Source organism: Paenibacillus sacheonensis (assembly GCF_009909195.1).
Classification (GTDB): Bacteria; Bacillota; Bacilli; order Paenibacillales; family Paenibacillaceae; genus Paenibacillus_Z; species Paenibacillus_Z sacheonensis.
Map to the genome: position 1 here is coordinate 1 of NZ_JAAAMU010000028.1, position 23,049 is coordinate 23,049.

Below are 23,049 nucleotides of genomic sequence, written 5' to 3' on the forward strand. Positions count from 1 at the left end.
CTGCCAGAAAACCAATTTCCCCATTTGATACTTCTTCGAGAATAGCAAGTTTCTCCAAAGCACTATACTTTCCTAGAGACATAAAAAACTCCCCTAACGATAACAGGTTTTATTATTTCACCTGTCTACCGTATGGGGAGCATATCAGCTCATCCAGGGCTGCCGCTTTTTTGCATGCCGAATGTGCTTTCATTCGTGAACAAGGTGCAGTGCCGCTGCAGGCTGTACTCGCGATGGCGCCCGTATGTACGTACAAGTTGGGCGTGTGCTATACTACTTCCATACAAGTTAACGGAAAGCAAGAGAGAACGAGGTGCCGAGTGAAGGAACAGCCAACGCCCAAATATCAACAGTTGAAAGAAGAAATTATCTCCTGGATCGCCAAGGCGGAGTTCAAGCCCCATGACAAGCTTCCATCGGAGAACGAGATCGCCGGCCGATTCGGCTTCAGCCGCCAAACCGTCCGCCAGGCGCTCGGAGAATTGGAGTCGGAGGGCTGGCTGTATCGCTCCCAGGGCAAAGGGACGTTCGTCGCCGAAGCCGAGCGCAGCCCAAGCATGACGGAATCCCAGCAGAAGCTGACGGTCGGCGTGATGACGACGCACATCTCGGATTATATTTTCCCGAAAATCCTGCGCGGCGTCGAGTCCGCGCTGCGGCTTCGCGGTGCCAGAATGCTGCTCGCAAGCACGGATAACGAGAAGGAGCGCGAGCGGGAAAGCCTGGCTTCCATGCTGCTGCAGCAGCAGCTCGGCGGACTGATCATCGAGCCGACGAAGAGCGCGGAGGGGAATCCGAACCTGGACTATTTTCTGGCGCTCGAAGCGAGGAAAATTCCGTTCGTGATGCTCAACGGACGTTATAGCGATCTGGATGCGCCGTGCGTACGGGTGGACGACGAGCTGGGCGGTTACCGCGCGGCGGAGCATCTCGCGAAGCTGGGCCATCGGCGAATCGCCGGCTTCTTCAAGACGGATGATTTTCAAGGCGTCGACCGGATGCGCGGCTTCATGCGCTGCCTGCGGGAGCGGAAGCTGACGCTGCAGCCGGATTTTCTCGTCCGTTACGCGACGGAGGAGAAGCGGACGAAGCCGGCCGATGCGCTCGCGGAGCTGCTGCGGCGGGATTCGGCGGAGCGGCCGACGGCGATCGTCTGCTATAACGACGAGCTGGCCGTCCGTCTGCTGGACGTCGTCCGGTTGAATGGCATGGCGGTGCCGGCGGACCTGTCGATGGTCGGCTTTGACGACGCGAATTTGGCGACGGCGACGGAAGTGAAGCTGACGACGCTGGAGCATCCCAAGACAAGGATGGGCGAGGATGCCGTGGCGCTGCTCATGAAGCTGATGAACGAGCGGGGCGCCCGCGAGACGGCAGGAGACATCGTGTACGATCCGAAGATCATCGTTCGCCAATCGACGGCTCCGGTCGCGGAGACGGCGGTAAATTAAGGCGTGACACACTTGTACGTACAAGTTATAATGAAGACGAATATGAGGTTGCAACGGGGTTGCGGCGAGGGCTAGCGAGGGATGGAATCATTCCCGGCAGCGCCGGATCCCATGGATCGCGGAGAGGAGAATGCTTATGCTGGAATCGTTGAAGCAAGCCGTGTGGGAAGCCAATATGGACTTGCCCAAGCACGGCCTTGTTACTTTTACGTGGGGAAACGTAAGCGGGATCGACCGCGAAAGCGGCCTTGTCGCGATTAAGCCGAGCGGCGTGCCGTACGAGGAGCTTCAGGCGGAGCAAATCGTCATCGTCGATTTGGATGGGAATGTCGTGGAGGGCAGTTTGCGGCCGTCCTCGGATACGCCGACGCATGTCGCGCTGTACCGGGCATTCGAAGGCATCGGCGGCATCGTACACACGCACTCGCCATGGGCGACGAGCTGGGCGCAGGCCGGCCGGGCCATTCCGGCGCTGGGCACGACGCACGGGGACTATTTTTACGGTGAAATCCCCTGTACGCGTCCGATGACGGAGAGCGAGATCACGGGGGCTTACGAGCTCGAGACGGGGAACGTGCTCATCGAGACGTTCCGGGAGAGAGGCATCGATCCGAATCAAGTGCCTGCCGCGCTCGTCTACAGCCACGCGCCGTTCTGCTGGGGCAAGGATGCGCATAATGCGGTCCACAATGCCGTCGTGGTGGAAGAGGTGGCCAAAATGGCGCTTCATACGTTTCAATTGAATCCGAACGTGCAGCCGATGGACCAGCATCTGTTGGACCGTCACTACCTGCGCAAGCACGGGAAGAACGCCTATTACGGGCAAAAGTAAGCGATTGCAGGCAGAGCCGGCTGGCGCCGGTTCACGAATTCAAACTTGGAAGGAGCCTATTCATGACGCATAAATATGCGATTGGCGTGGATTACGGAACGGAATCCGGACGTGCGGTGCTGGTGCGCTTGTCCGACGGGGCGGAGATTGCGGAGCATGTGACGCCATACCGCCATAACGTCATCGACGAGCGTTTGCCCGAAAGCGGCTTGAAGCTGGAGCACGATTGGGCGCTGCAGCATCCGCGCGATTATATCGAGGTGCTGGAGCAGTCCGTTCCGGCCGTCGTACGGGAGTCCGGCATCGATCCGGTGGAGATCATCGGCCTAGGCATCGATTTCACGGCGTGCACGATGCTGCCGATCGACGAAGCGGGTCTGCCGCTTTGCTTCGATCCCGCCTATCGGGAGAACCCGCACAGCTGGGTAAAGTTATGGAAGCACCATGCGGCGCAGGACGAGGCCAATCGGATCAACGAAACGGCGGCGGCGCGCGGCGAAAGCTTCCTTCCCCGCTACGGCGGCAAAATCTCCTCCGAGTGGATGCTGGCGAAAGCGTGGCAGATTCTGAACGAGGCGCCGGACATCTATGAGACGGCCGATCAATTCGTCGAGGCGACGGATTGGGTCGTCAGCCAGATGACGGGCAACATCGTGCGCAATAGCTGCACGGCGGGCTACAAAGCCGTATGGCATAAACAGGACGGCTATCCGAACCGCGAATTCCTGAAGGCGCTCGATCCGAAGCTTGAAGATCTGGCGGAAACGAAGCTTCGCGGCGACGTGCTGCCGCTGGGAACCAAAGCCGGCGAGCTGACGACCGAGATGGCTGCCCGCATGGGGCTGGTTGCAGGGACGGCGATCGCCGTCGGCAACGTCGACGCGCATGCGGCCGTTCCGGCCGTCGGCGTCGTTACGCCGGGCAAGCTCGTCATGGCGATGGGCACGTCGATCTGCCATATGCTGCTTGGCTCAGAGGAGAAGCAGGTCGAAGGCATGTGCGGCGTCGTAGAGGACGGCATCATCCCGGGGTATTACGGTTATGAAGCGGGGCAATCGGCCGTTGGCGATATTTTCGCCTGGTACGTCGACGAAGCGGTTCCGGCGTACGCGGTCGAGGCCGCGAAGAGCGAAGGCCTCAACATTCATGAATGGCTGGAGAAGCATGCGTCGGAGCTGAACGTCGGCGAGTCCGGCCTGCTCGCGCTCGATTGGTGGAACGGCAACCGTTCCGTGCTCGTGGATACCGACTTGACGGGCATGATGCTCGGCTTGACGCTGCTCTCGAAGCCGCAGGAAGTGTACCGCGCCCTGCTGGAAGCGACGGCGTTCGGGACGCGCAAAATCGTCGATGCCTTCCATGGCAACGGCGTCGAGGTGAACGAGCTGTATGCCTGCGGCGGCTTGCCGCAGAAGAATCGCCTGCTGATGCAGATCTACGCCGACGTCACGAACCGCGAGATCAAAGTCGCTGCCTCCAAGCAGACGCCGGCGCTTGGCGCGGCCATGTTCGGCGCGGTTGCGGCCGGAGCTGCCAAAGGCGGTTATGACAACGTCGTGGACGCGGCCGCCGCAATGGGGCGCGTTCGCGAGGAGACGTTCAAGCCGATCCCGGCGAACGTTGCGGTCTACGAGAAGCTGTACGCGGAATACAATCTGCTTCACGATTATTTCGGCCGCGGCGCGAACGACGTGATGAAGCGCCTGAAAGCGATCAAGGAAGAAGCGAGCGCGCACTAGCGGCGAGGCTGGTTATGGAGCCGGAGCTGGGCTAATGAGCCGAAGCCGTGCTTAATTACCAAAGCGGTGATTAACAGACAAAGCAATGCTCTTATTGTCTTCATACCTGCTCCAATACAAATCGCCCGCAGCCATAATGGCTGCGGGCGATTTTTCATGCTTGATTAACGTGCTTGCGTCCGATATTGTTTCGGCATCGCGTGGACGTTATTGTTGCTCCTCTGCCTCAAGGCGCTGCAGCTGTTCGAAGTTGTTCTCGACCTGACCGGAGAGCGGAAGCGCGTCCTGCTCCTCGCCGCGCAGCACGCGCACGATCAGCTCCAAGCCGACGGAGTCGCCGTTTTGAATCGGCAGATTCAGCAGCGTGTGCGGAATCGGACGTCCGTTCAGGCGGAGAATGGCTTCCACGCTGCCTGTAACCGCGACGCCGCTCACGGAAATGATGCGGCCGTTATTGCTGATGCGGACGACGCCGGTAGAAATCAGCGCCTGGCCGACGCTCATGCCCGGGAAATGACGGACCGTGTACACATTCGTGACCCACGGGAAGAAGTTGCCGCCGTTGATCACGACCCTTACGAATCCGAAGCCAGGGAACGGCCCCGGACCGGGAATTGGGATCGGAATCGGAATCGGGAACGGACCTGGGAATGGTCCAGGGAACGGCGGAGGCGGTGGCGGGAAGCCGCCGGGACCGCCGGGGAAGCCAGGGCCGCCAGGGAAGCCAGGGCCGCCAGGGCCACCAGGGAAGCCAGGGCCGCCGGGGCTGCCAGGGAAGCCAGGGCCGCCGGGACCGCCAGGGAAGCCGGGACCGCCAGGGAAGCCAGGGCCGCCGGGACCGCCAGGGAAGCCGGGGCCACCGGGACCGCCAGGGGAGCCGGGACCACCGGGGGAGCCAGGGCCGCCGCCTGGTCCTCCAGGCATGCCGGGGAATAATCCCCGCGGTCCGTTGCAGCCGCAGTTTGCCTGCCGCTTATACCCAGCGGGCGCACCGGAAACATACGTGTAACGAGTCATGGATCGATCTCCTTTATTGACTTTCAAGGATAGGTGAATATCTCGGTTCAGCTTATGCGGCAGGAGCCTATCCGGTGTATCGTTTTCACAACTTCGAGGGCTATCCGTGCGGGAGGCGGTATACAAATAGGTATGGGCGAAAGGAGGCCGAAACGGTGGGCTTTTATATCGAAGTGGAACCGGGCGTGAAGCTGTTCGTCGAGGATACCGGCCAAGGAAGGCCGGTCGTCTTCATTCATGGCTGGCCGGTGAACCGCCGCATGTGGGAATATCAGATGAACGTCGTGCCCGTGGAAGGTTATCGCTGCATTCGGATCGATCTTCGAGGCTTCGGCGATTCCGACGCGCCGCTTCATGGGTTTACGTACAATCGAATGTCCGATGATATCCGCATCGTCGTGGAGGCGCTCGGCTTGCAAAACGCGACGCTTGTCGGCTTCTCGATGGGCGGCGCGGTCAGCATCCGGTACATGACGCGGCATGCCGGGCGCAGGATGCGAGGACTCGTTCTGGCGGCCGCCGCGGCACCGTCGATGACCAGGCATCCGGGCTACCCGCACGGCAAGCCTGCTGCTGAATATGATTCACTCCTACAAGGACTTCGCACCGACCGGCCGAAGACGACGGCGGATTTCGGCGCAGGCTTCTTCCATAACCCCGTCAGCGAACCGTTTCGCGATTGGTTTAACGGGCTTGGCTTCGAAGCGTCTTCTCAAGGCGCCATTCATGGCATGGAAGCGCTGCGCGACGAGGATTTGCGCGGCGACTTGGCGCTTATCCGCGTGCCGACGACGATATTGCACGGCAAGCTGGATATGATCGTCCCCTTCGAACTGGGAAAGCTGCAGCAGCAAGGGATCAAGAACTCCGTGCTGATCCCGTTTGAAGAAAGCAGCCACGGCTTGTTCTACGACGAGCGGGAAAAGTTCGACCGCGAGCTGCTGAAGGCGTTGAAGGCGCATGAGCCGCCGCCGACCTCACTTCCGCCAGCTCCCCTAACTAGCGGGTGATGCACGCTGGAAGAGGTAATCGTCCCAACGCTAAGTGGAGGGGCTTCTGAGGGGTTTTAACTACTTAGGAATGGATCAATTAGCGGTGCCTTGCATTAACAGGCTAGCACAGATTAGAGGAACCGACTTTAGACGGTTCCTCTTGTTGCATGCATTTGAATGTACTGTTCGTCGGCGATGATGCTCCTTTCACGGTCGATAGATGATGCCTCTTAAAATTTCCGCTCCCTTATTGGGAATGACGTAACCTTGTTCGCTGTTGGACGAATCGACCAGCAGTCCTTGCCTGCCATCCTCGTCGTCGATGTTCAGGACGAATTCCCGTTCATTTCCGCTTGCATAGTGGATGATCATCATGAAGTAGGCCCCGTAATCTAATACCCCAGGCATCTTTTTGCCCATATCAAGCGCAGATGTGAATGTCAGGATGACATCCGGCGATGTGAAGACCCTTTCTTCAAACGGCGGCTCACCCAACTGCATGCACAGCGGCGTGCAGGTCAGCTTAATGCTCGTGATGGAATCGGAAGCAACATGGATCCCTGCGGAACCGTTTTCCTTGTGTCCACAGCCGGCCATTCCGAAAACGAACAACATGACCGGTAATAAAAATAACGATTTGCGCCAAATACGCTCTATCTGCCAACTCACATTTATCTCATCCTTCTCTAAAATCCGACTATGAGGTCTTTGCATGCTTAGACGGCATAAACCGCCGCAAAGTTCCAAATAGGATGATCTTCCAAGCTTTGTCACCACATGCCCGGGCAGAACGCAAAAGACCGCAGAGCCTTTGCCCGGCGGTCTTCGGCATTGCCATATTTCACGAGTCTTGCAGGTCTGCCGACTCGCGTCTCCTTCCTACCGCCGCCGTGCCTCGCTCAGCCTGAACTGCCCGACGAGCTGCTGCAGGAATGCCGTAATCGCCTCGACATGGTTGGAGGTATGGCGGACATGATTGAAGTCGCCGAGCAGCTCCTGCACGTTGCCTTCCACCTCCGTGGAAATTCGGCGGTTTTGCTTGCTTACGAGGGCGATCTTCTCCATGATGGCGACGACCTCGTCGATGATCTGCGATTTCAGCGAGTCATCCTCGTGCGTGCCCCGCAGAATCTCCGATGCCGCCGAGACGAGCGCCGTACCTTCGGCTACGACTCGCGTGCCCTCGGCCATCGTAGCCGTTGCCCGCTGTGCGTTCACGTAGATATGCTGGACGATCCCATGCACCTCTTCCGTCGATCTGCGGGTGGAATCCGCCAGCTTCTTGATCTCGGAAGCGACGACGGCGAAGCCTTTACCCTGCTCGCCGACACGCGCCGCCTCGATGGAGGCATTGAGCGCCAGCAGATGGGTCTGCGACGAGATCTCTTCGATGACGCCCAGCACGCTGCGAATCTCACCCGTCGTTACCATGAACGCCTCGATGGATCGGTTCGTTTCGGATACGCGGTCCGCGATCTGCTCCATCTTGTCCCCGATGCGGACAAGCTCTCCCTGCGCGACGCCGATGTTTGCCGAGGCCTTGTCCTCCAGCTGCCGCAGCGTCTCCCGCATTTCGCCGGCGACGTCCTTCGCGATGTCGATATCTTTCAGCTGGCTGCGAATGCTGAGGATCATATCGTTGATTTTGCCGCTTACCCGTTCCGTCGTGCCCGCGGTGGCTCCGGTCGTCTCCAGCAGCACTCGCTGGTTGGTCAGCACGTCCGCGGAGGCCAGCTTCACCTGCAGCATGACGCCTTCCAAGGAATCGATCATGTTATTGATCCATTTGGCCAGCTCGCGCGTCTCGTCATTCGCGAACGATCCCGTGTCTAATCGCTGCGTCAGATCGCCTTTGCCTTCCGCATTGATCCGGATAAACCGATTCAGCCGCCGCATCTGGCGCGCCGTCTCGCGATTGCCGCCGCGGTCCAGCGACCAGACCATGGCGAGGCCGAACAGCAGATTGAAGACGCCGACGATCACGGCCCCGAGGACGGGCATGTCGTTCGTGAACATGAAATACGCCAAGAGGGTGCCGATCGCGCCCAAACCGGCCAGCCAGCCAAGCGAATGACGGAACTGCGTCCACCGGATGCTGCGGATCCGGTAAACTTCCTCCAAGTCGCCCTCGCACATCATGCCCCACACGTCCGGGCAATGCGGCAGCTGGAACGTAACGCCTTTGCCGATGACGGGGATGTGCCGGTAGTCGGAATAACCGGGGAAGGCGACGAAGAGGTTGCTGCCATTACGGATCGTGTTCGCTACGCCGGGATGCAGTTCTCCGGTCGCGGGATCGGTGAACATCAGCTCAAGCTCCGTATGCTCCTTGACGGATACCGTGCCCCAGTCCGTGGAGACGCCGTCCTTCAAATTCTCGCCGTGCGTGAAGGTACGGTCCTCGAACCGGCTGCGCGACAATGCGGTTCCGGGCGCGATCTCCATATGGAGCCGCGGCTTCGCCATGAATAAGTAATTGTCGCCGGAATCGGGATACACATGCCCGGATTCCCGTTGAATCAGATCGCCGATGACATCGTTCGGGACGCGTCCGCAGAGCGCGCCCTGCCACTCGCCGCCACGTACGATGGGAGAGATGAAGAGCAGCGTCATTTTGTCGTGAAAGGAAGACGTGCTGGGTCCGAGCTTCAGCGTCCAGGGATCGGCGTACGGGCCGAACAAGCATTTGCGAGCGTCTGCCGTGCCTTTCGCATAGGCAAGTCCAGAAGCAATCAAGCTGCCGGAGCCGTACTTCTCGCCTGTGTGGCGCATGTCAGTCGAGCAAGCTACTTTGCCTTCGCGGTCTAAAAGAAAGACTTCCGAGAAATCCGAAGCGCGTGCCCGCGTCTCGGCGAACATCTGAGCGAGCAGGGCACTCTCCGGCGTTTCGGCACCTGGACCGTTTTCCTGTGACATTTGCGTCAGCAGGCGGTCGAGATGATCCCAATATTCCGTCGTCCATGCGTGAAGCAGATCCATCCGCGTATCCGCGATTCCCTCGAAAATATCCGCGACATCCGCTTCCGTATCGGCATTGAGCTTATGCGACCACCAAAGCGGCAGCCCTTTCCGAAATCCGAGCCAATCAAACATCAGGCATCCCCCACCTTTAGTTATCCGTTATATGGAAGGAATTATAACATGAAAAGTTGGTGAAATGGAGACTTTTGTCGGATATATCGAGAATATAAGAAATAATGTTAGGTAATTAGACATAGATATGAAGAAAACAGCAAGCACAGCGCAAAAAAAGACCTCCGCGCCGCAGCGCGAAGGTCCTCTTCTCATTCATGCTTATTTAGCAGCGTCGTAGCGTTTGCCGACTTCTGCCCAGTTTACTACGTTCCAGAACGCCGCGATGTAGTCAGGGCGTTTGTTTTGGTATTTCAGGTAGTAAGCGTGCTCCCATACGTCCAGACCAAGAAGCGGCGTGTCGCCTTCCATGATCGGGCTGTCTTGGTTAGGCAGGCTGTATACTTTCAGTTTGCCGTTGCTGAGAGCAAGGAAAGCCCAGCCGCTGCCGAAGCGAGTAGTCGCTGCTTTAGCGAAGTCGGCTTTGAATTGCTCCAAACCGCCAAGCTCGCTCGCGATCGCGTCTGCAAGTGCGCCCGTAGGCTCGCCGCCGGCGTTTGGTCCGATCGTTTCCCAGAACAGGGAGTGGTTCGCGTGGCCGCCGCCGTTGTTGCGGACAGCCGTGCGGATCGCTTCAGGTACGCTGCCCAGATCGGCAATCAGATCTTGAACGGATTTGCTTTGCAGCTCGGGAGCGGATTCCAGAGCGGCATTCAGGTTCGTGACGTACGTGTTATGGTGACGGTCGTGGTGAATCATCATCGTCGTTTCGTCGATATGCGGTTCAAGAGCATTGTTTGCGTAAGGCAAAGCGGGCAGTTGGTGTGCCATTAGTCAAAAACCTCCTAAATAATATGTAGTCGAGATCATGTCCATTATCTCCGTTCCTGACCAATAAATCAACATTAATGTTTGTAAAGTCGGAATTGACATGGACTGTCTTCTAGCATGAACCATTCCACGGCTTCCCATACGGTAAAAATAGACTGGGCCAAGCTCGAAGCAAAGCGGCTCTCGTCGGAATATACATAAGTACTATCGTTGAAATGGGTGAGTCATGTGATTGTGTCCGATACGGGATTGCCCGGCGTGAAGGTGATCGAGCCCGCTTGCTTTCAGGATGAACGCGGATTTTTCATGGAGAGCTATAACCGCGATCAGCTGCTCGGGCATGGGATCGCGAACCTGTTCATTCAGGATAACCATTCCTTATCCGTGCTGCCCGGCACGCTGAGAGGGCTGCACTATCAGCTGGATCCGAGCGCGCAGACGAAGCTGGTCAGGGTCGTGGCAGGAAGCATCTTCGACGTCGCCGTCGATATTCGCCGCGGATCGCCGACATTCGGCCGTTGGGAAGGCTTCGCGCTGTCCGCATCTAATAAGAAGCAGCTGCTTGTCCCGCGAGGCTTCGCGCACGGTTTCGTTACGCTGGAGGCCAATACGGAAGTCTGCTATAAAGTCGACGCCGGTTATTCCCAATCGGATGATCGCGGCATCGCGTGGAACGATCCGGAGATCGGCATCGCGTGGCCGCTGGATCCGACGGTTTTATCGGCGAAGGATGCGAAGCATCCGCTGCTCCGCGATGCGGAGAACCATTTTACTTACTCGAGGTGAAGACAGCCGTGAAATTGTTGATTACGGGCGGAGCGGGCTTTATCGGAAGCAATTTCTTGCATTACATGCGAAAGGCGCATCCGGCCTATACGCTCCTGAACGCGGACGCGTTAACGTACGCAGGTAATTTAACCAATTTGGAAGGAATTGAATCCGTTCCGGACGGGAGCTATCGGTTCGTTCAGGGAGATATTCGGGACCGGGCTGCGATGGAGCCGCTCTTTCAAGCGGGCGTTGACGCCGTGATTAATTTCGCCGCGGAGTCTCATGTGGACCGGAGCATTGTGCAGCCGGATATCTTCGTGACGACGAACATCGTCGGTACGCAGACGCTGCTGGAGCTGGCAAGGGCGTACAAGGTCGATAAATTCGTTCAAATTTCGACCGACGAAGTGTACGGCACGCTTGGCGCTGCGGGTCTCTTCAGCGAGACGACGCCGTTGTCGCCGAACAGTCCGTATTCTGCGAGCAAGGCTTCGGCGGATCTGCTCGTGCGGGCGTATCACGAGACGTACGGCATGAACGTCAACATTACCCGCTGCTCCAACAATTACGGCCCGTATCAGTTTCCGGAAAAGCTGATTCCGCTTATGATCGCGCAGGCGCTGCAGGATAAGCCGCTGCCCGTATATGGCGACGGGCTGAACGTCCGCGACTGGCTTTATGTAGAAGATCATTGCAGTGCGATCGATCTAGTGCTGCACGGCGGAGCGCCAGGAGAAATCTACAACATCGGCGGGCGCAACGAACGGACGAATCTACAGGTTGTCGCGACGATTCTGGAAGCGCTCGGCAAGCCGGCTTCGCTTATTCGTCATGTGCCGGATCGGCTCGGGCATGACCGCCGTTACGCGATCGACGCGGACAAAATCCGCAAGGAGCTGGGCTGGCAGCCGCAATTTCCTTATGAGCGCGGAATCCGCGCGACGATCGAATGGTATGCGGGTCATGCCGAATGGATGGAGCGAATCGCGACAGGCACCTATCGGAGCATGAGCGCCGGCGGCGGTTCGAACGACAACAAGGAGTTGGAACAAACATGACAACAAGACCGATGCGTATCATTGTCACGGGAGCCGACGGTCAACTCGGCCGGGAGTTGGTACAATTGCCTGGACTGGCGGAGAAGAACATCCAAATCCTCGGATTCGGGCGGGGCGGCTTGGACGTGACGAGCCTGCAGAGCTGCCGCGAGGCCGTCAAGCGCTACCAGGCGGATGCCGTCATTCACTGCGCGGCTTATACGGCCGTCGACAAGGCGGAGGCGGAGCCGGATCTCGCGTACCGCATTAATGCGGAGGGCACGCGGAATATCGCGCTTGCAGCGCGAGAATTCGGCGCCAAGCTGATCTGCGTCAGCACGGATTACGTATTCGAAGGAACGGCTTCCCGGCCCTATAAAGAAAACGACGAGACGAATCCGCGTACGGTGTACGGCCGCACCAAGCTTGCCGGAGAGCAGGAAGCGCTGAAGGCGGGCGGCAAAGTATTCATCGTCCGCACGTCCTGGGTTTACGGCCGGTATGGTCGCAATTTCGTGCAAACCATCTCCGAGCTCATAAAGACAAAGGATGAAATCCAAGTCGTCATGGACCAAATCGGTTCGCCGACGTACACGCTGGACTTGGCGGAATTCCTCATTCAGCTCGCGCGGACGGAGGAATACGGCATCTATCATGCCTCCGGCAGCGGCGTATGCTCCTGGTTCCAGTTCGCGCAGGCTATAGTAGAAGAGATCGGCGCAAAGAACGTGAAGCTGCTTCCCTGCACGACGGCCGAGTTCCCTCGCCCTGCGCCGCGTCCAGCGTATTCGGTGCTGCAGCATGGCGAGATCCAGCGGAAGGGGCTGAAGGATCTACGTCATTGGCGAGCGGCATTGGCGGCGTATATGCAGGGGTAAACAGCTACTGGGGAGTGCGCTGTCCCGGAGCAGGAGAGAACGTCATGTCTATGGGCTGTATTTTCTTGCTTTAATATGAAAGCGTTTTAAATAACGGGTATAAAAAAAGCCCCCACCGAAGTGGAGGCTTTTTACTGGTTGTCGGGATTCAATAATGCAAGATTATTGAATGAAACCAACGTTACCGAGGAAGCGAGCGATCATTGTAGCTGCTTCAGCGCGGTTCGCATTAGCGTTACCCACTACCATAGTAGCGGTTTGGCCTTTAACGATACCTTCGCTTACGACAACTGCAACTTCGCCTTTCGCCCAGCCCAGGCTGTCAGCATCTTTAAAGCTTGCCAGTGCAGCGGATACTTGCGCATCCGTCAGCGTGACATCTTTACCCGCGAATTTGATAGCGCGAGCTACGATAGCAGACAGTTCTTTACGAGTGATGTTCGCGTTTGGTTTGAAAGTACCGTCTTCATAACCCGTGATCAGACCTGCGTTGACCGCCGTAGCGACCGTAGCAGCGTACCATTTGTTAGAAGCGACGTCTTTGAATTTAGAAGTCGAACCGGAGACTTCAAGTCCAAGTGCACGAACGACCAAAGCTGCAAACTCAGCGCGCGTAATGTTACGTTTCGGTTCGAATGCAGTAGCAGACGTACCTTTCACGATAAACTTACTTGCGAGAGCTTCAACATCTTTCTGTGCCCAGCTTCCAGCCAGATCCGCGAAGGATACGGCTTTCGTTTGGATAACAGTGTAGATGCTGTTGCCGTTACGCTTCAGCGTTGCAGTCGTTTTGTTATTCTCCGTTTTGAAAGTGGATGGCACGAATGTCACCTCACCCGTCGTCGGGTTGTACAAAACGCCTACAAGGCCTGTCGTATCGGCTGCAGCTTCATTCAGACCGATTGTACGCGTTACGTACTGGCCGAATGTCGTGATCTCTTGTTCTTTGGTTCCTGCCACTGCTACGACTTTGAAGTCGACAGCAGGTGCAACCTGAGTACCGCCAGCCTTCGTAACGGCTGCTGCGATTTTGTCGGCAGCGTCACCAGTTACTTTTTTCAATTCTACGCGAATGACTAGATCCTTCAGCTCAACCCCGAGGGATTTAGCCAGTTCTTCCAGTTTCAACGCAGCGATTGGCAGCGTGTAGGAAGTTCCATTTTCCAAAACGATGGTCAGGGACTTACCTTTCAGCAGGGCATCAGCAGGCAGCAAGACAACTTCGGATTTGGAATTCACCGTAGCGTCTGCGTTAGCATTGAACAAATTGATGAGAGCATCGCGGTTTACAGTACCGTCAGCGTTGATGACATCGATAGGGAAGAATCCACCACCGCCGCCATAGTAACCGGAAGAGTAATCATACGTCTCCGAAGTTACTGTGCCGTATTGCAGGTAGGTATCTTCAGAAATCGTAACTGGTGCGAAAGTGAAGATGCCGTCTTTGCCGGAGTATGTAGCTTGTACGTTCGAAAGAAGTCCCTTTGCACCGTAGACCCCGATCGTGATCGTATTAGCGCCGTTCAGAGCGTTATACTCATCATCCGTCAAAGTTACCGAACCCGAAATCGTATTCGACGAGAACGAAGTGTTAATCGTTGCAGCGAACGCGATAATAGGCGTGAATACGGAAACCAACATTGCAAAAACGAGAACTGCCGCTGTTTTGTTCTTGAGAAGCTTTTTCATGTTATGTTTTCACCTCCTTTCATTAGTAGATGATAACAATAGATGATAACGAAGTATGAAGAAATTAATAAGGTTAGTATATAATAGCTTATAATGACATGGTAGGTCAATAATTGTAAAAAAGAAGGTAAATTCCATTTAATTTGTCACAAATTAATGTTATTTCGTTCGAAAAACTTTATCATTTCTTTAACTTAGACTCGTAAACTTCTAATTTATCTCTCAATGCATGATCATCTTTTCCTTGCGCTTGCAGCGAATCCAAATAGATTCTCAGTGCTTGAGGTACAAATTGTTCCTTAAGTTCATGAGTAGTTAACGGTTTGATCAGATTGATAGCATCCGCATATTTTTTCTGTTCGTAATCGATTTGACCGATTGCTAAACGAATAAGAGGCGTCACACTGAAGTTTCTTCCTTGCAGCTGCTCTTTCGGCAAATCCTTCAAAAGATCAATGCCGTATAGGATTTTCTCATAGATTTCGCGCGCATGATTCCATTTGGCCAAAGCATCAGAAGCATTCGAACGTTGTTGAAGATTGCCGGCTTGCGAATATTCCACGATGGCCCGCTCGTAGAAATCGATATCCCACGGTCGGTTCTGAATGCCGGTATCGAGTATGGACAATGCCTTTTCCAATTCGCCTTGGTTTTTTTGGTAGGTAAAATCCGCTAGCAGTAAGTCGCGATTATAAGGCTCCGATTTTCGGAGTTGATTAATCAACATGGCAATGTTTTGCTCGTAGCGAGCATCTTTAGTCTGGTTATAAGCTTGATTTAACCAATCGATTTTGCGAATCATGAATTCCGGATTGCTCGGCGAGTATCGAATGGCAGAATCGAGTCGCACCAATAGATCGCTTACTGAATGCTTCTTCTCCGAGGCAAGCGTCAACGCATTACGGTAATAACCGTCCGCCATGTAAGCACGGCAGGTGCCGACAAGCAATACGGCGGCAAGCAAGGCGATGCCTGTCGGAAATCCAATATTCCACAGTTTTCCGACGGCTTCGTCATTACTGATCTTAGCGGGAAGCGGGATATGGTTGCTGTAAACGGCTCCCATGAGCCCAAGCGAGACGAAGACGATGGCAGCCAGATAGATGTAGCTCATATCGAAGTCGATTGCGCTATGGACCAATAGAGAGACGGCGAGAATATAGAACACGAAGTGCGATTTGTCCCCGTCTTTATCTCGGATAAAACCTCTTATATATGTATAGAAGACGCAAATTAGAAATCCAATTAATACGACTAATCCCGTCCAACCTGTCTCTACCAATGTCTGCAAGTAATAGCTGTGCACCTGTTTGCTACTATATGGATTATGCTGATATTTCTCGTAGAGCGCGTTCCATCCGCCGCCGCCTGCTCCGAAGATCGGATAATCCGCGGAGATCTTCATCGCGTCCTTATAGAAGGTGGCGCGTTCAAGTACGCTGTGCTGGTTGAAGTTGATGTTCTCGAGCCGATCTGCGACTTCGCCCGGAAAAAGATGCCTTACGGCGCTGCTGCCCAATAGGAGGGCGGCGCCGGTGATCGTGACGATAATCAATGCTGCCGGAACGACGGCGTATGAGAGCTTCGTATTGGAAAAAGAAGCAAACTTCTTTTCAAGCCGTTCCTGCATCAAGTGATGCAGCAGGGATACGATTGAAGCTGTAACAAGGGCTGCGACGATAAGTATTGACCAGCCTTCGAGCGGCAGTTTGGACCATAACGACATGAGGTCTGCTGGTCCGCCCTTCACTTTGGGAAGGACAGCCCGTGCGATGGCATTCATGGTGGAAGTCATTTTGCCCAAGATCGCAAATGAGACGATGATGGATAGACACGCATAGAGCAAAAACAAAAGCTGCTGTTTGAAACGCAGGAACGGCAGCACAAGAAGAATCAGTACCGGTACGATGACCAGGGCGCCTCGCGACAAGGTAAGCATGAACGATACCCAGATCGGGACAAGCATGAACGCGTGCAAGAATCGCCAGTACGGACGTCGGACTTGTATGACAAGGTACAATCCCGCCAGGAATAATGCAGATAACAATGCCGCATAAGCATTCGGGTATTGGAATACCGACGAGACCCGGTAAACTTCCTGCTGATACCAAAGCGCATCCGGATAATAAATTTGTCCCATCATATTAGCAAGTCCATAGAACACAATTCCATAGCCAGAAAGGAGCATTCCGTATAGGAGAACGAGTCTAGCATTCAAGGAATCTCCGTAATAGAGCCCGAGTAAGAAGATGGCGGAGAACATGAATGAAACGAAAATCATGATATGCGATTGATGGGCGGATGCGGCGCCGATGTTAGAAATCAAGTATGTAAGAGGCATTAGCCAGACAATTGCGGAAAGCAGCGACTTCCAGCTATTCAGCTTGGCCGTTTTAAAGAGATAGATGGTTCCTGCCAGCAGCAGGACGGTAAACGCGATTTCTGCACCCAATAAAGATCGCTCGTACGAGAATAAGTAACCCGTGAATAAGTATCTGCTGTTGTAGGGGTAGACGATTAACAGTAAAGTAATGATGGTTATGCCAGTCCATTTAATGAGAGATATGTCAGATTGCGGTTCAGTTGGGATTTCTTGAGAAGGCTTTTTTTTCATTCCAATACTCCTAGCAACTTTTTCGGAAATGACAAGTATGTAATTGTGAGAATATATGATATTAAGTTTAACGTCAAACAAACAAGAAAAGTTGCGGAAGAAATTATGTTTTATTTTACTCCAGATCTAATTCTCTATTTTTCGGCACGTTAGGAGCAAAAGTTAATTATAAATCAATAGTTTTTTTATTTTAATGTTTGAGTGGAGCTTATACGAGGGATTTGTTATAATTACTGTTATTTCTGGGAAAGGAAAGTGGGAAGGCCGATTTAGAATGATCTTTAAGTGCTACCATTTGGAGATTAATGAGGAATTTAACTGTCGAATTCATTGAATTGTTGGAATTCAGAGGTGGTTTGTTAAACTTATGAAAACGCATGTAAGCAACTTAGTGAAGTATAAAGATTTGTTTTTAGAGTTGATTATAAAAGATATTAAATTGAAATATAGAAACTCCTTATTAGGTGTTCTTTGGAGCATGTTGAATCCGCTCCTGATGATGGTAGTTCTAAGTATTGTGTTTATGGAATTTTTTAAAAATAACATTGCTAATTTCCCTGTCTATGTATTAACTGGGAGAATAGTCTATCAATACTTTGCCGATGCGACAAACTTTGCAATGGATTCGATTCATGCGAATGGTCAATTGATAAGAAAAGTATATGTTCCAAAATACTTTTTTCCGCTATCGCGCGTATTTTCCACTTTGTTTACTGCGGTTCTCTCTCTCGTTCCGCTAGCGTTAACAATGATGGTTACGGGCTTGTCTCTGAGGTGGATGAATCTCCTCGTTATTGTTCCTATTTTCTATTTACTAGTCATTACTGCAGGGATCGCACTGATACTTGCCGCCATCACGGTTTTCTTTAACGACTTGAAGCATATGTACTCTATTGTTCTAATGATCCTCATGTATATGACGCCGATATTTTACCCGATCAGCATTATTCCGGAAAAGTATTTAACCATAATCAAGTTGAATCCGATTTATCCAATCGTAGATATGTTTCGGGATGTATTGTTATACGGAACATTGCCTAGTCTGACTTTGCATCTCATTTGCGTGGGGTATATGGTCGTTTACGCAGGAGTAGGGCTGCTCGTGTTTTACAAGTCGCAGGATCGATTCATATATCACTTATAAAGTCGAGGTGTGAAACGGTGAATGATGATATTGCCATAGAAATATCGGACGTAACGATGAAATATCGCCTCATGACAGAAAAGATTGATTCGCTTAAAAACTTTTTCATCAAAAAAGTCAGGAACGAAATCAAATACGAAGAATTCTTTGCCTTGAAGCAAGTTAACTTTTCGATAAGGAAGGGAGAGGTTTATGGAATCATCGGTATGAATGGTGCAGGCAAGAGTACCTTGTTGAAGATCATAGCGGGTGTTTTGAAGCCAACATCTGGTAGGGTGTTGAAGCGAGGCAGTGTAGCTCCATTGATTGAATTAGGCGCAGGTTTTAATGGGGAATTGTCGGGATATGAAAACATTTTTTTGAATGGCCTACTGATGGGATACTCGAAGAAATTTATTAAAAGCAAAATGGAGGAAATTATTGATTTCTCGGAATTGGGAAAATTCATCCATACACCGTTAAAAAATTATTCCTCCGGCATGAGGGCCAGGCTTGGGTTCTCAATAGCGACAGTCGTTAAGCCTGATATCCTTATTGTGGATGAGGTTTTGTCTGTAGGCGATTTCAAGTTTAAGGAGAAATCCGAAATGAAAATTCGTTCTATGATGAAGGAAGGTACGACAGTGCTATTCGTGTCGCATTCATTAGGGCAAGTAGAGAGTATTTGCGATAAGGTCATTTGGCTTGAAAGTGGGTTTGTTAAGGAAATAGGAGCTGCCAAAGAAATCATTGCTCATTTTAAACAGCACGCATGATGTCACTCCTGGAATCTATAACTCATAAAATGGAGAACTGAAATGGTATCCCTAAATGAAAATGATTTAAAAGATAAAATAGTGTATTCAGAGATCGTTTCATTTGATGTTTTTGATACGCTGCTATTGCGGAATGTAATGCGACCTACCGATGTGTTCAAAGCCGTAGAACAAGAGATTAATGAATATTCAGTGGAACCCGTGAATTTTTCTCGAATCCGTGTTGCTGCGGAAGAAAAGGCCAGAAGGGTTTCCGGTAGAGAAGAAATAACATTTGAGGAGATTTACGCTCAAATTGAATATGCAGTGGGCCGAATGAAAGCAAATGAATTTAAACAGCTTGAATTGAAGTTGGAGAGTCAATTTCTAATTGCTAATCGAGATCTGATGGAAATTTTTAATTTTGCTCGTTCACTAAAAAAGAAGATTTATTTGATAAGCGATATGTATCTGGCCAGTCAAGATGTAAGCAGGTTTTTAATGGAGAATGGCTGCGAAGGTTACGATCAATTATTCATTTCTTCCGAATTAAATGTTACGAAAGCTAGCGGTTCAATGTATCAATATATAAGAGTGGCTGAAAAAATCAATTCGAATGAAAAGTGGATTCATATCGGTGACAACTATACATCCGACTATTTAAATGCCCGGAAAAATAACATCGAGGGGTATTACTATAAAAAAATTAGCGAAAGAGAATCAATTCCCTCTGATAGAACGTTAGGAGAATCGATTATCAGTGCTATTCAATTAAATCATAAGTATACGAACAATGAACAGGATTACTGGTATAAATTCGGTTCCGATATCGTTGCTCCGATATATATTGGGCTTATGAGGTGGATTGCAAAAAAAATCAAAGACCAGGACAATTTATACTTCTTGGCTAGAGACGGTTTCATGCCGCATAAATTATATCAGATTATGAGAACCCATATAGCAGATCTTCCAGAGGGGAAATATTTATATGCTTCAAGAAGAGCCTACATATACCCACAACTAATCCATGCCGATGTTGACCATGCCATCGAAACGCTAATGCTTCACAATGAAGGGTTTAAGCAGAAACTAACATTAATAGAAATCATTGAAAACGTCGGGCTTGAAGGCGAAAATTATCAGCGTCAACTCGGTCGATTTAACATTGGAACTCTTGACGAAGTAGTAAATGAAAAAAATGCATTAAATATTAAAGCATTTCTAACTTCAATTTGGAGTGACATTCAAGAAGTCCTTGAAAAAGAATTAACGTTATTAGAGGCTTATTTAAAACAAAACGATGTATATCAACAAAGTTCTATTAATATTTTTGACGTGGGATGGAGAGGATCGACGCATCTTGCTTTGCAAGATATAGTAGGAGGAACGGTAAAAGGAATGTACTTTGGAACATTGGATAATATTTATTACAAAATAAAGGCCGATTCGTGTGGCTATGCCTTCAATGAAGGGGCGCCTTTTAAAAATAAAAAGATGATCATGAAAAACGTGATGATGTATGAGTTTCTCTTCTCCTCTCCAGAAGGCTCGGTTTTTAACTTTACTTTTGATCATGACAATAAAGTGATTCCAGTATTGAATAATAGTGAACTTCAAACATCAACAAATGAAGCTACTCAACGCTTTCAACAAGGAGCAACCGATGTTTTTATCAAAAGCATGGCTTACTACAAGTTTACGGAGGAAGTCGGCTCTGATTATGCTCTTAGCCGAATGCAAAAATTCATAAACGAACAAAATGCCTTAGATATGTTGCATTTCTCCAAACTATCAAATTCCGTCGGATTAGGAAAAGCCTTAGACGCTCAAAAATATGCTACCGAGGTTGACTTGATTGATTATTTAATGAATAGAAACATGCACAATGCCAGTGCAAATTGTAACCTTTGGAAAATGGCTATCGTTATTAAAGATAGTCAAGGAAGGCATTTTAATAGGAATGAAATCGAGAAATTATATAATATCCGTTATGGAAATTTTAAAACAATAGTTAATCATTACGTTTCGGTCTTCAAAAAAGCTGTTCGTAACCCTCGTAAAACAATGAAACGCATGAGCATGATAATAAAAAAATTTTTTCGATAACATTATAGGAGGATGGTCGTGTGGGAAGGCCGATAAAATCAGTTAAGGACAAATTATTTACCGCAATAGTCGAAAAAAACCCGAATATACTTAGAGATTATCAATTATATAAGTGGTCGCATATCTCAAAAAATGAGAATAAACTGAAGTCTTGGAATTATCTTTTGCTATTGAATATTAAATATCGGCTATTAAACATTCAAACCTCAACAGCCAATCAAACTAAGTCTGATTCGCAGAAACAAAAGAGGGCTCCCAAACCATATATGGGAGGAGCGGAATCTCGAATTAATAAGAGGGAAGACGTGCAACATTTCGTAAAAAAACTAATGCATCATGATATTGTATCCTTTGATATCCTTGATACGCTTGTTTTGAGACCTTTTGCAGCACCGACCGATATGTTTTATTTGCTAGAAGTCAAACACAATTATCTTAATTTTGCAAATATTCGAAAGCAGTCGGAGCAAGAAGCGCGTAAGATCAAATTCGAGCAATGCGGTACATACGAAATTACAATTGTCGATATCTATAACCAAGTTGCGTATCATACAGGTCTTGATCGTGACTATTGCATCAAGCTGGAGTTTGAATTGGAGTTAGAAATGTGTACTTCAAACCCATACATGAAAGAAGTTTATGAAATTCTCAAAGCGAATCATAAAAGAATGATTGCGGTTTCGGATATGTATTTACCGAAAGGTTTAATGAAACAGATCCTAGAAAAATGCGGGTATAACGAACTTGAAGATGTTTTCATGTCTTGTGAGTTTGAGGCGAGTAAGAGGCATCAAGATTTATATGCAGTCGTGGATGAAGTACTTCAAAAAAATGGACCGAAGAGTGTCGTTCATGTTGGTGACAATTACGTATCCGATATTGAACAAGCCACTAAATTTGGATGGAATGCTGTATATTACCGAAACGTGAATGTAATTGGCAGCGAGTTTAGAACGATAAATATGTCTCGGATGGTTTCAAGTGGATATCGGGGAATAGTAAATGCGCATCTCCATAATGGAATAAAAAAGTATAGTCCGTACTATGAATATGGTTTCGTTTACGGCGGAATTCTTGCTTTAGGATTCTGTACGTGGATTCATAGATATTGCAAAGAAAATGAAATCGATAAAATTTTATTTCTCTCCCGTGATGGAGATATTCTTCGGAAAATATATAACCTTCTTTATAACGATGAAAATGCCGTTAACAATGAATACGTTCTTTGGTCAAGGAACCCTGGGAAAATCCTTACTTCGAATATTTCTCGTTTCGATTATTTCAGGCAATATATTGATTATAAGGTTGGCAACGTCCAGACATTTATTATGGAAGATATTTTGGGAAGCATGGATATTGGATTTTTAAGCTCAAAATTAGAAGCGTTCGGTTTGAAAAAAGAAGATACACTGAACCTTGAAAATAAAGAGTCACTTAAAACGATGATTTTGGAAAATTGGAATCTCGTACAATCCCATTACGATAATAACAGGAAGGCAGCTAAACTGTATTTTGAGCCTATTTTAAAGGGCAGTAAACGGGCCGTGGCAGTTGATATCGGCTGGCAAGGAACAGGCGTCCTCGACTTGAAAAAAACAATCGAAAACGTATTGGGGTTTCCGTGTAAAGTGGACGGATTAATGATGGCTTATTCAAATAAGGACACTGAATATACAACTTCATTTTTTATGAATAAAGACATTAATGTCTACTTGTGGTCCTCTCAACATAATAAGGAATTATTCTATAAACACCGCAAGAGGCCGCAAAATAATATTTTGATGGAGTTGTTCACCACAGCTACGCATCCTTCGTTTAAGAACTTTAAATTAACTGATTCTGACTATGAATTTATATTTGATTCGCCGGAAGTCGAAAACTATCAGATTATTAAAGAGGTTCAGGAGGGTATGTTTGATTTTTCGAAGGCATACCTTAATTCCTTTAATAATCATGAAATGATGTTAAATATATCAGGATATGACGCATATGCTCCATTTACCCATATTACGGACGATTTGACTTTCTTGAAGAGGTTTTTTGGGAAATATTCCTTTAACCGCTTTATCGGCGGTGTCAGAGGGAACGAGTTTTATAACTTAGACGCTGTATTCAAGGAATTTAAGCTTTAAGTAATTGATT

General features: G+C 50.3%; 17 protein-coding genes. 11 read left to right on the plus strand and 6 right to left on the minus strand.

Features of this window, described 5'->3' with window-relative positions:
- The first annotated feature begins 320 nt into the window (after positions 1–320).
- From GT003_RS29760 to GT003_RS29770, 3 genes are all read left to right on the plus strand, one after another.
- Positions 321–1,451, plus strand: coding sequence for a substrate-binding domain-containing protein (locus GT003_RS29760; RefSeq protein ID WP_161704894.1), 1,131 nt, complete (start codon positions 321–323; stop codon positions 1,449–1,451).
- A gap of 136 nt (positions 1,452–1,587) precedes the next feature.
- Entirely contained in the window at positions 1,588–2,283 is a 696-nt protein-coding gene (araD, locus tag GT003_RS29765; protein WP_161704896.1) for an L-ribulose-5-phosphate 4-epimerase, read from the plus strand.
- Positions 2,284–2,345: 62 nt separating this feature from the next.
- Positions 2,346–4,022: a ribulokinase gene (locus tag GT003_RS29770; RefSeq protein WP_161704899.1), complete on the plus strand. Its 1,677-nt coding sequence runs from the start codon at positions 2,346–2,348 to the stop codon at positions 4,020–4,022.
- Positions 4,023–4,229: 207 nt separating this feature from the next.
- On the opposite strand, the gene GT003_RS29775 is transcribed toward GT003_RS29770, so the two are convergent.
- Complete coding sequence (locus GT003_RS29775) at positions 4,230–4,592, minus strand: hypothetical protein (RefSeq protein WP_170312386.1); 363 nt, start codon at positions 4,590–4,592, stop codon at positions 4,230–4,232.
- Positions 4,593–5,194: 602 nt separating this feature from the next.
- On the opposite strand from GT003_RS29775, the gene GT003_RS29785 reads away from it, so the two are divergent.
- Positions 5,195–6,049 (plus strand): alpha/beta fold hydrolase, encoded by an 855-nt coding sequence (locus GT003_RS29785; protein WP_161704905.1) that lies wholly within the window; start codon positions 5,195–5,197, stop codon positions 6,047–6,049.
- Between the two features lie 189 nt (positions 6,050–6,238).
- Here the strand turns inward: GT003_RS29785 and GT003_RS29790 are convergent, their stop codons facing one another.
- From GT003_RS29790 to GT003_RS29800, 3 genes are all read right to left on the minus strand, one after another.
- A complete protein-coding gene (locus GT003_RS29790) occupies positions 6,239–6,700 on the minus strand; it encodes a hypothetical protein (RefSeq protein WP_161704907.1) in 462 nt (153 codons plus the stop codon).
- 210 nt (positions 6,701–6,910) lie between these two features.
- On the minus strand, positions 6,911–9,124 hold the full coding sequence (locus tag GT003_RS29795; RefSeq protein WP_161704909.1) for a methyl-accepting chemotaxis protein: 2,214 nt from the start codon (positions 9,122–9,124) through the stop codon (positions 6,911–6,913).
- 201 nt (positions 9,125–9,325) lie between these two features.
- Positions 9,326–9,934, minus strand: coding sequence for a superoxide dismutase (locus GT003_RS29800; protein ID WP_161704911.1), 609 nt, complete (start codon positions 9,932–9,934; stop codon positions 9,326–9,328).
- 228 nt (positions 9,935–10,162) lie between these two features.
- On the opposite strand from GT003_RS29800, the gene rfbC reads away from it, so the two are divergent.
- Genes rfbC through rfbD form a run of 3 tightly spaced genes read left to right on the plus strand, consistent with a single transcriptional unit; the run spans position 10,163 to position 12,620 of the window.
- Entirely contained in the window at positions 10,163–10,720 is a 558-nt protein-coding gene (gene rfbC / locus GT003_RS29805) for a dTDP-4-dehydrorhamnose 3,5-epimerase (RefSeq protein WP_161704913.1), read from the plus strand.
- 8 nt (positions 10,721–10,728) lie between these two features.
- Positions 10,729–11,763, plus strand: a complete 1,035-nt coding sequence (gene rfbB / locus GT003_RS29810) for a dTDP-glucose 4,6-dehydratase (RefSeq protein ID WP_161704915.1) — start codon at positions 10,729–10,731, stop codon at positions 11,761–11,763.
- Complete coding sequence (gene rfbD, locus GT003_RS29815; protein ID WP_239566048.1) at positions 11,760–12,620, plus strand: dTDP-4-dehydrorhamnose reductase; 861 nt, start codon at positions 11,760–11,762, stop codon at positions 12,618–12,620. The genes rfbB and rfbD overlap by 4 nt, the downstream gene beginning before the upstream one ends.
- Before the next feature lie 162 nt (positions 12,621–12,782).
- Here the strand turns inward: rfbD and GT003_RS29820 are convergent, their stop codons facing one another.
- Positions 12,783–14,309 (minus strand): S-layer homology domain-containing protein, encoded by a 1,527-nt coding sequence (locus GT003_RS29820; protein ID WP_161704917.1) that lies wholly within the window; start codon positions 14,307–14,309, stop codon positions 12,783–12,785.
- Between the two features lie 181 nt (positions 14,310–14,490).
- Positions 14,491–16,923: an O-antigen ligase family protein gene (locus tag GT003_RS29825; RefSeq protein WP_161704919.1), complete on the minus strand. Its 2,433-nt coding sequence runs from the start codon at positions 16,921–16,923 to the stop codon at positions 14,491–14,493.
- Between the two features lie 367 nt (positions 16,924–17,290).
- Between GT003_RS29825 and GT003_RS29830 the strand changes: the two genes are divergently transcribed.
- From GT003_RS29830 to GT003_RS29845, 4 genes are read left to right on the plus strand one after another with little or no spacing between them, the layout of a single operon-like run.
- On the plus strand, positions 17,291–18,067 hold the full coding sequence (locus GT003_RS29830; RefSeq protein WP_161704921.1) for an ABC transporter permease: 777 nt from the start codon (positions 17,291–17,293) through the stop codon (positions 18,065–18,067).
- A 17-nt stretch (positions 18,068–18,084) separates the two neighbouring features.
- Positions 18,085–18,822 carry an ABC transporter ATP-binding protein gene (locus GT003_RS29835; protein WP_338046004.1) on the plus strand — a complete coding sequence of 246 codons (738 nt, stop codon included), beginning with the start codon at positions 18,085–18,087 and terminating at the stop codon, positions 18,820–18,822.
- A gap of 42 nt (positions 18,823–18,864) precedes the next feature.
- A complete protein-coding gene (locus tag GT003_RS29840) occupies positions 18,865–20,907 on the plus strand; it encodes an HAD family hydrolase (RefSeq protein ID WP_161704923.1) in 2,043 nt (680 codons plus the stop codon).
- A 20-nt stretch (positions 20,908–20,927) separates the two neighbouring features.
- Positions 20,928–23,039, plus strand: coding sequence for a hypothetical protein (locus GT003_RS29845; protein WP_161704925.1), 2,112 nt, complete (start codon positions 20,928–20,930; stop codon positions 23,037–23,039).
- Positions 23,040–23,049: the final 10 nt, after the last annotated feature.

Bases quoted from the DNA above. Each gene is read 5' to 3' on its own strand.
- araD (WP_161704896.1), top strand. From the start codon at position 1,588: ATGCTGGAATCGTTGAAGCAAGCCGTGTGGGAAGCCAATATGGACTTG.
- GT003_RS29770 (WP_161704899.1), top strand. From the start codon at position 2,346: ATGACGCATAAATATGCGATTGGCGTGGATTACGGAACGGAATCCGGA.
- GT003_RS29795 (WP_161704909.1), bottom strand. From the start codon at position 9,124: ATGTTTGATTGGCTCGGATTTCGGAAAGGGCTGCCGCTTTGGTGGTCG.
- GT003_RS29800 (WP_161704911.1), bottom strand. From the start codon at position 9,934: ATGGCACACCAACTGCCCGCTTTGCCTTACGCAAACAATGCTCTTGAA.
- rfbD (WP_239566048.1), top strand. From the start codon at position 11,760: ATGACAACAAGACCGATGCGTATCATTGTCACGGGAGCCGACGGTCAA.
- GT003_RS29820 (WP_161704917.1), bottom strand. From the start codon at position 14,309: ATGAAAAAGCTTCTCAAGAACAAAACAGCGGCAGTTCTCGTTTTTGCA.
- GT003_RS29825 (WP_161704919.1), bottom strand. From the start codon at position 16,923: ATGAAAAAAAAGCCTTCTCAAGAAATCCCAACTGAACCGCAATCTGAC.
- GT003_RS29830 (WP_161704921.1), top strand. From the start codon at position 17,291: ATGAAAACGCATGTAAGCAACTTAGTGAAGTATAAAGATTTGTTTTTA.
- GT003_RS29840 (WP_161704923.1), top strand. From the start codon at position 18,865: ATGGTATCCCTAAATGAAAATGATTTAAAAGATAAAATAGTGTATTCA.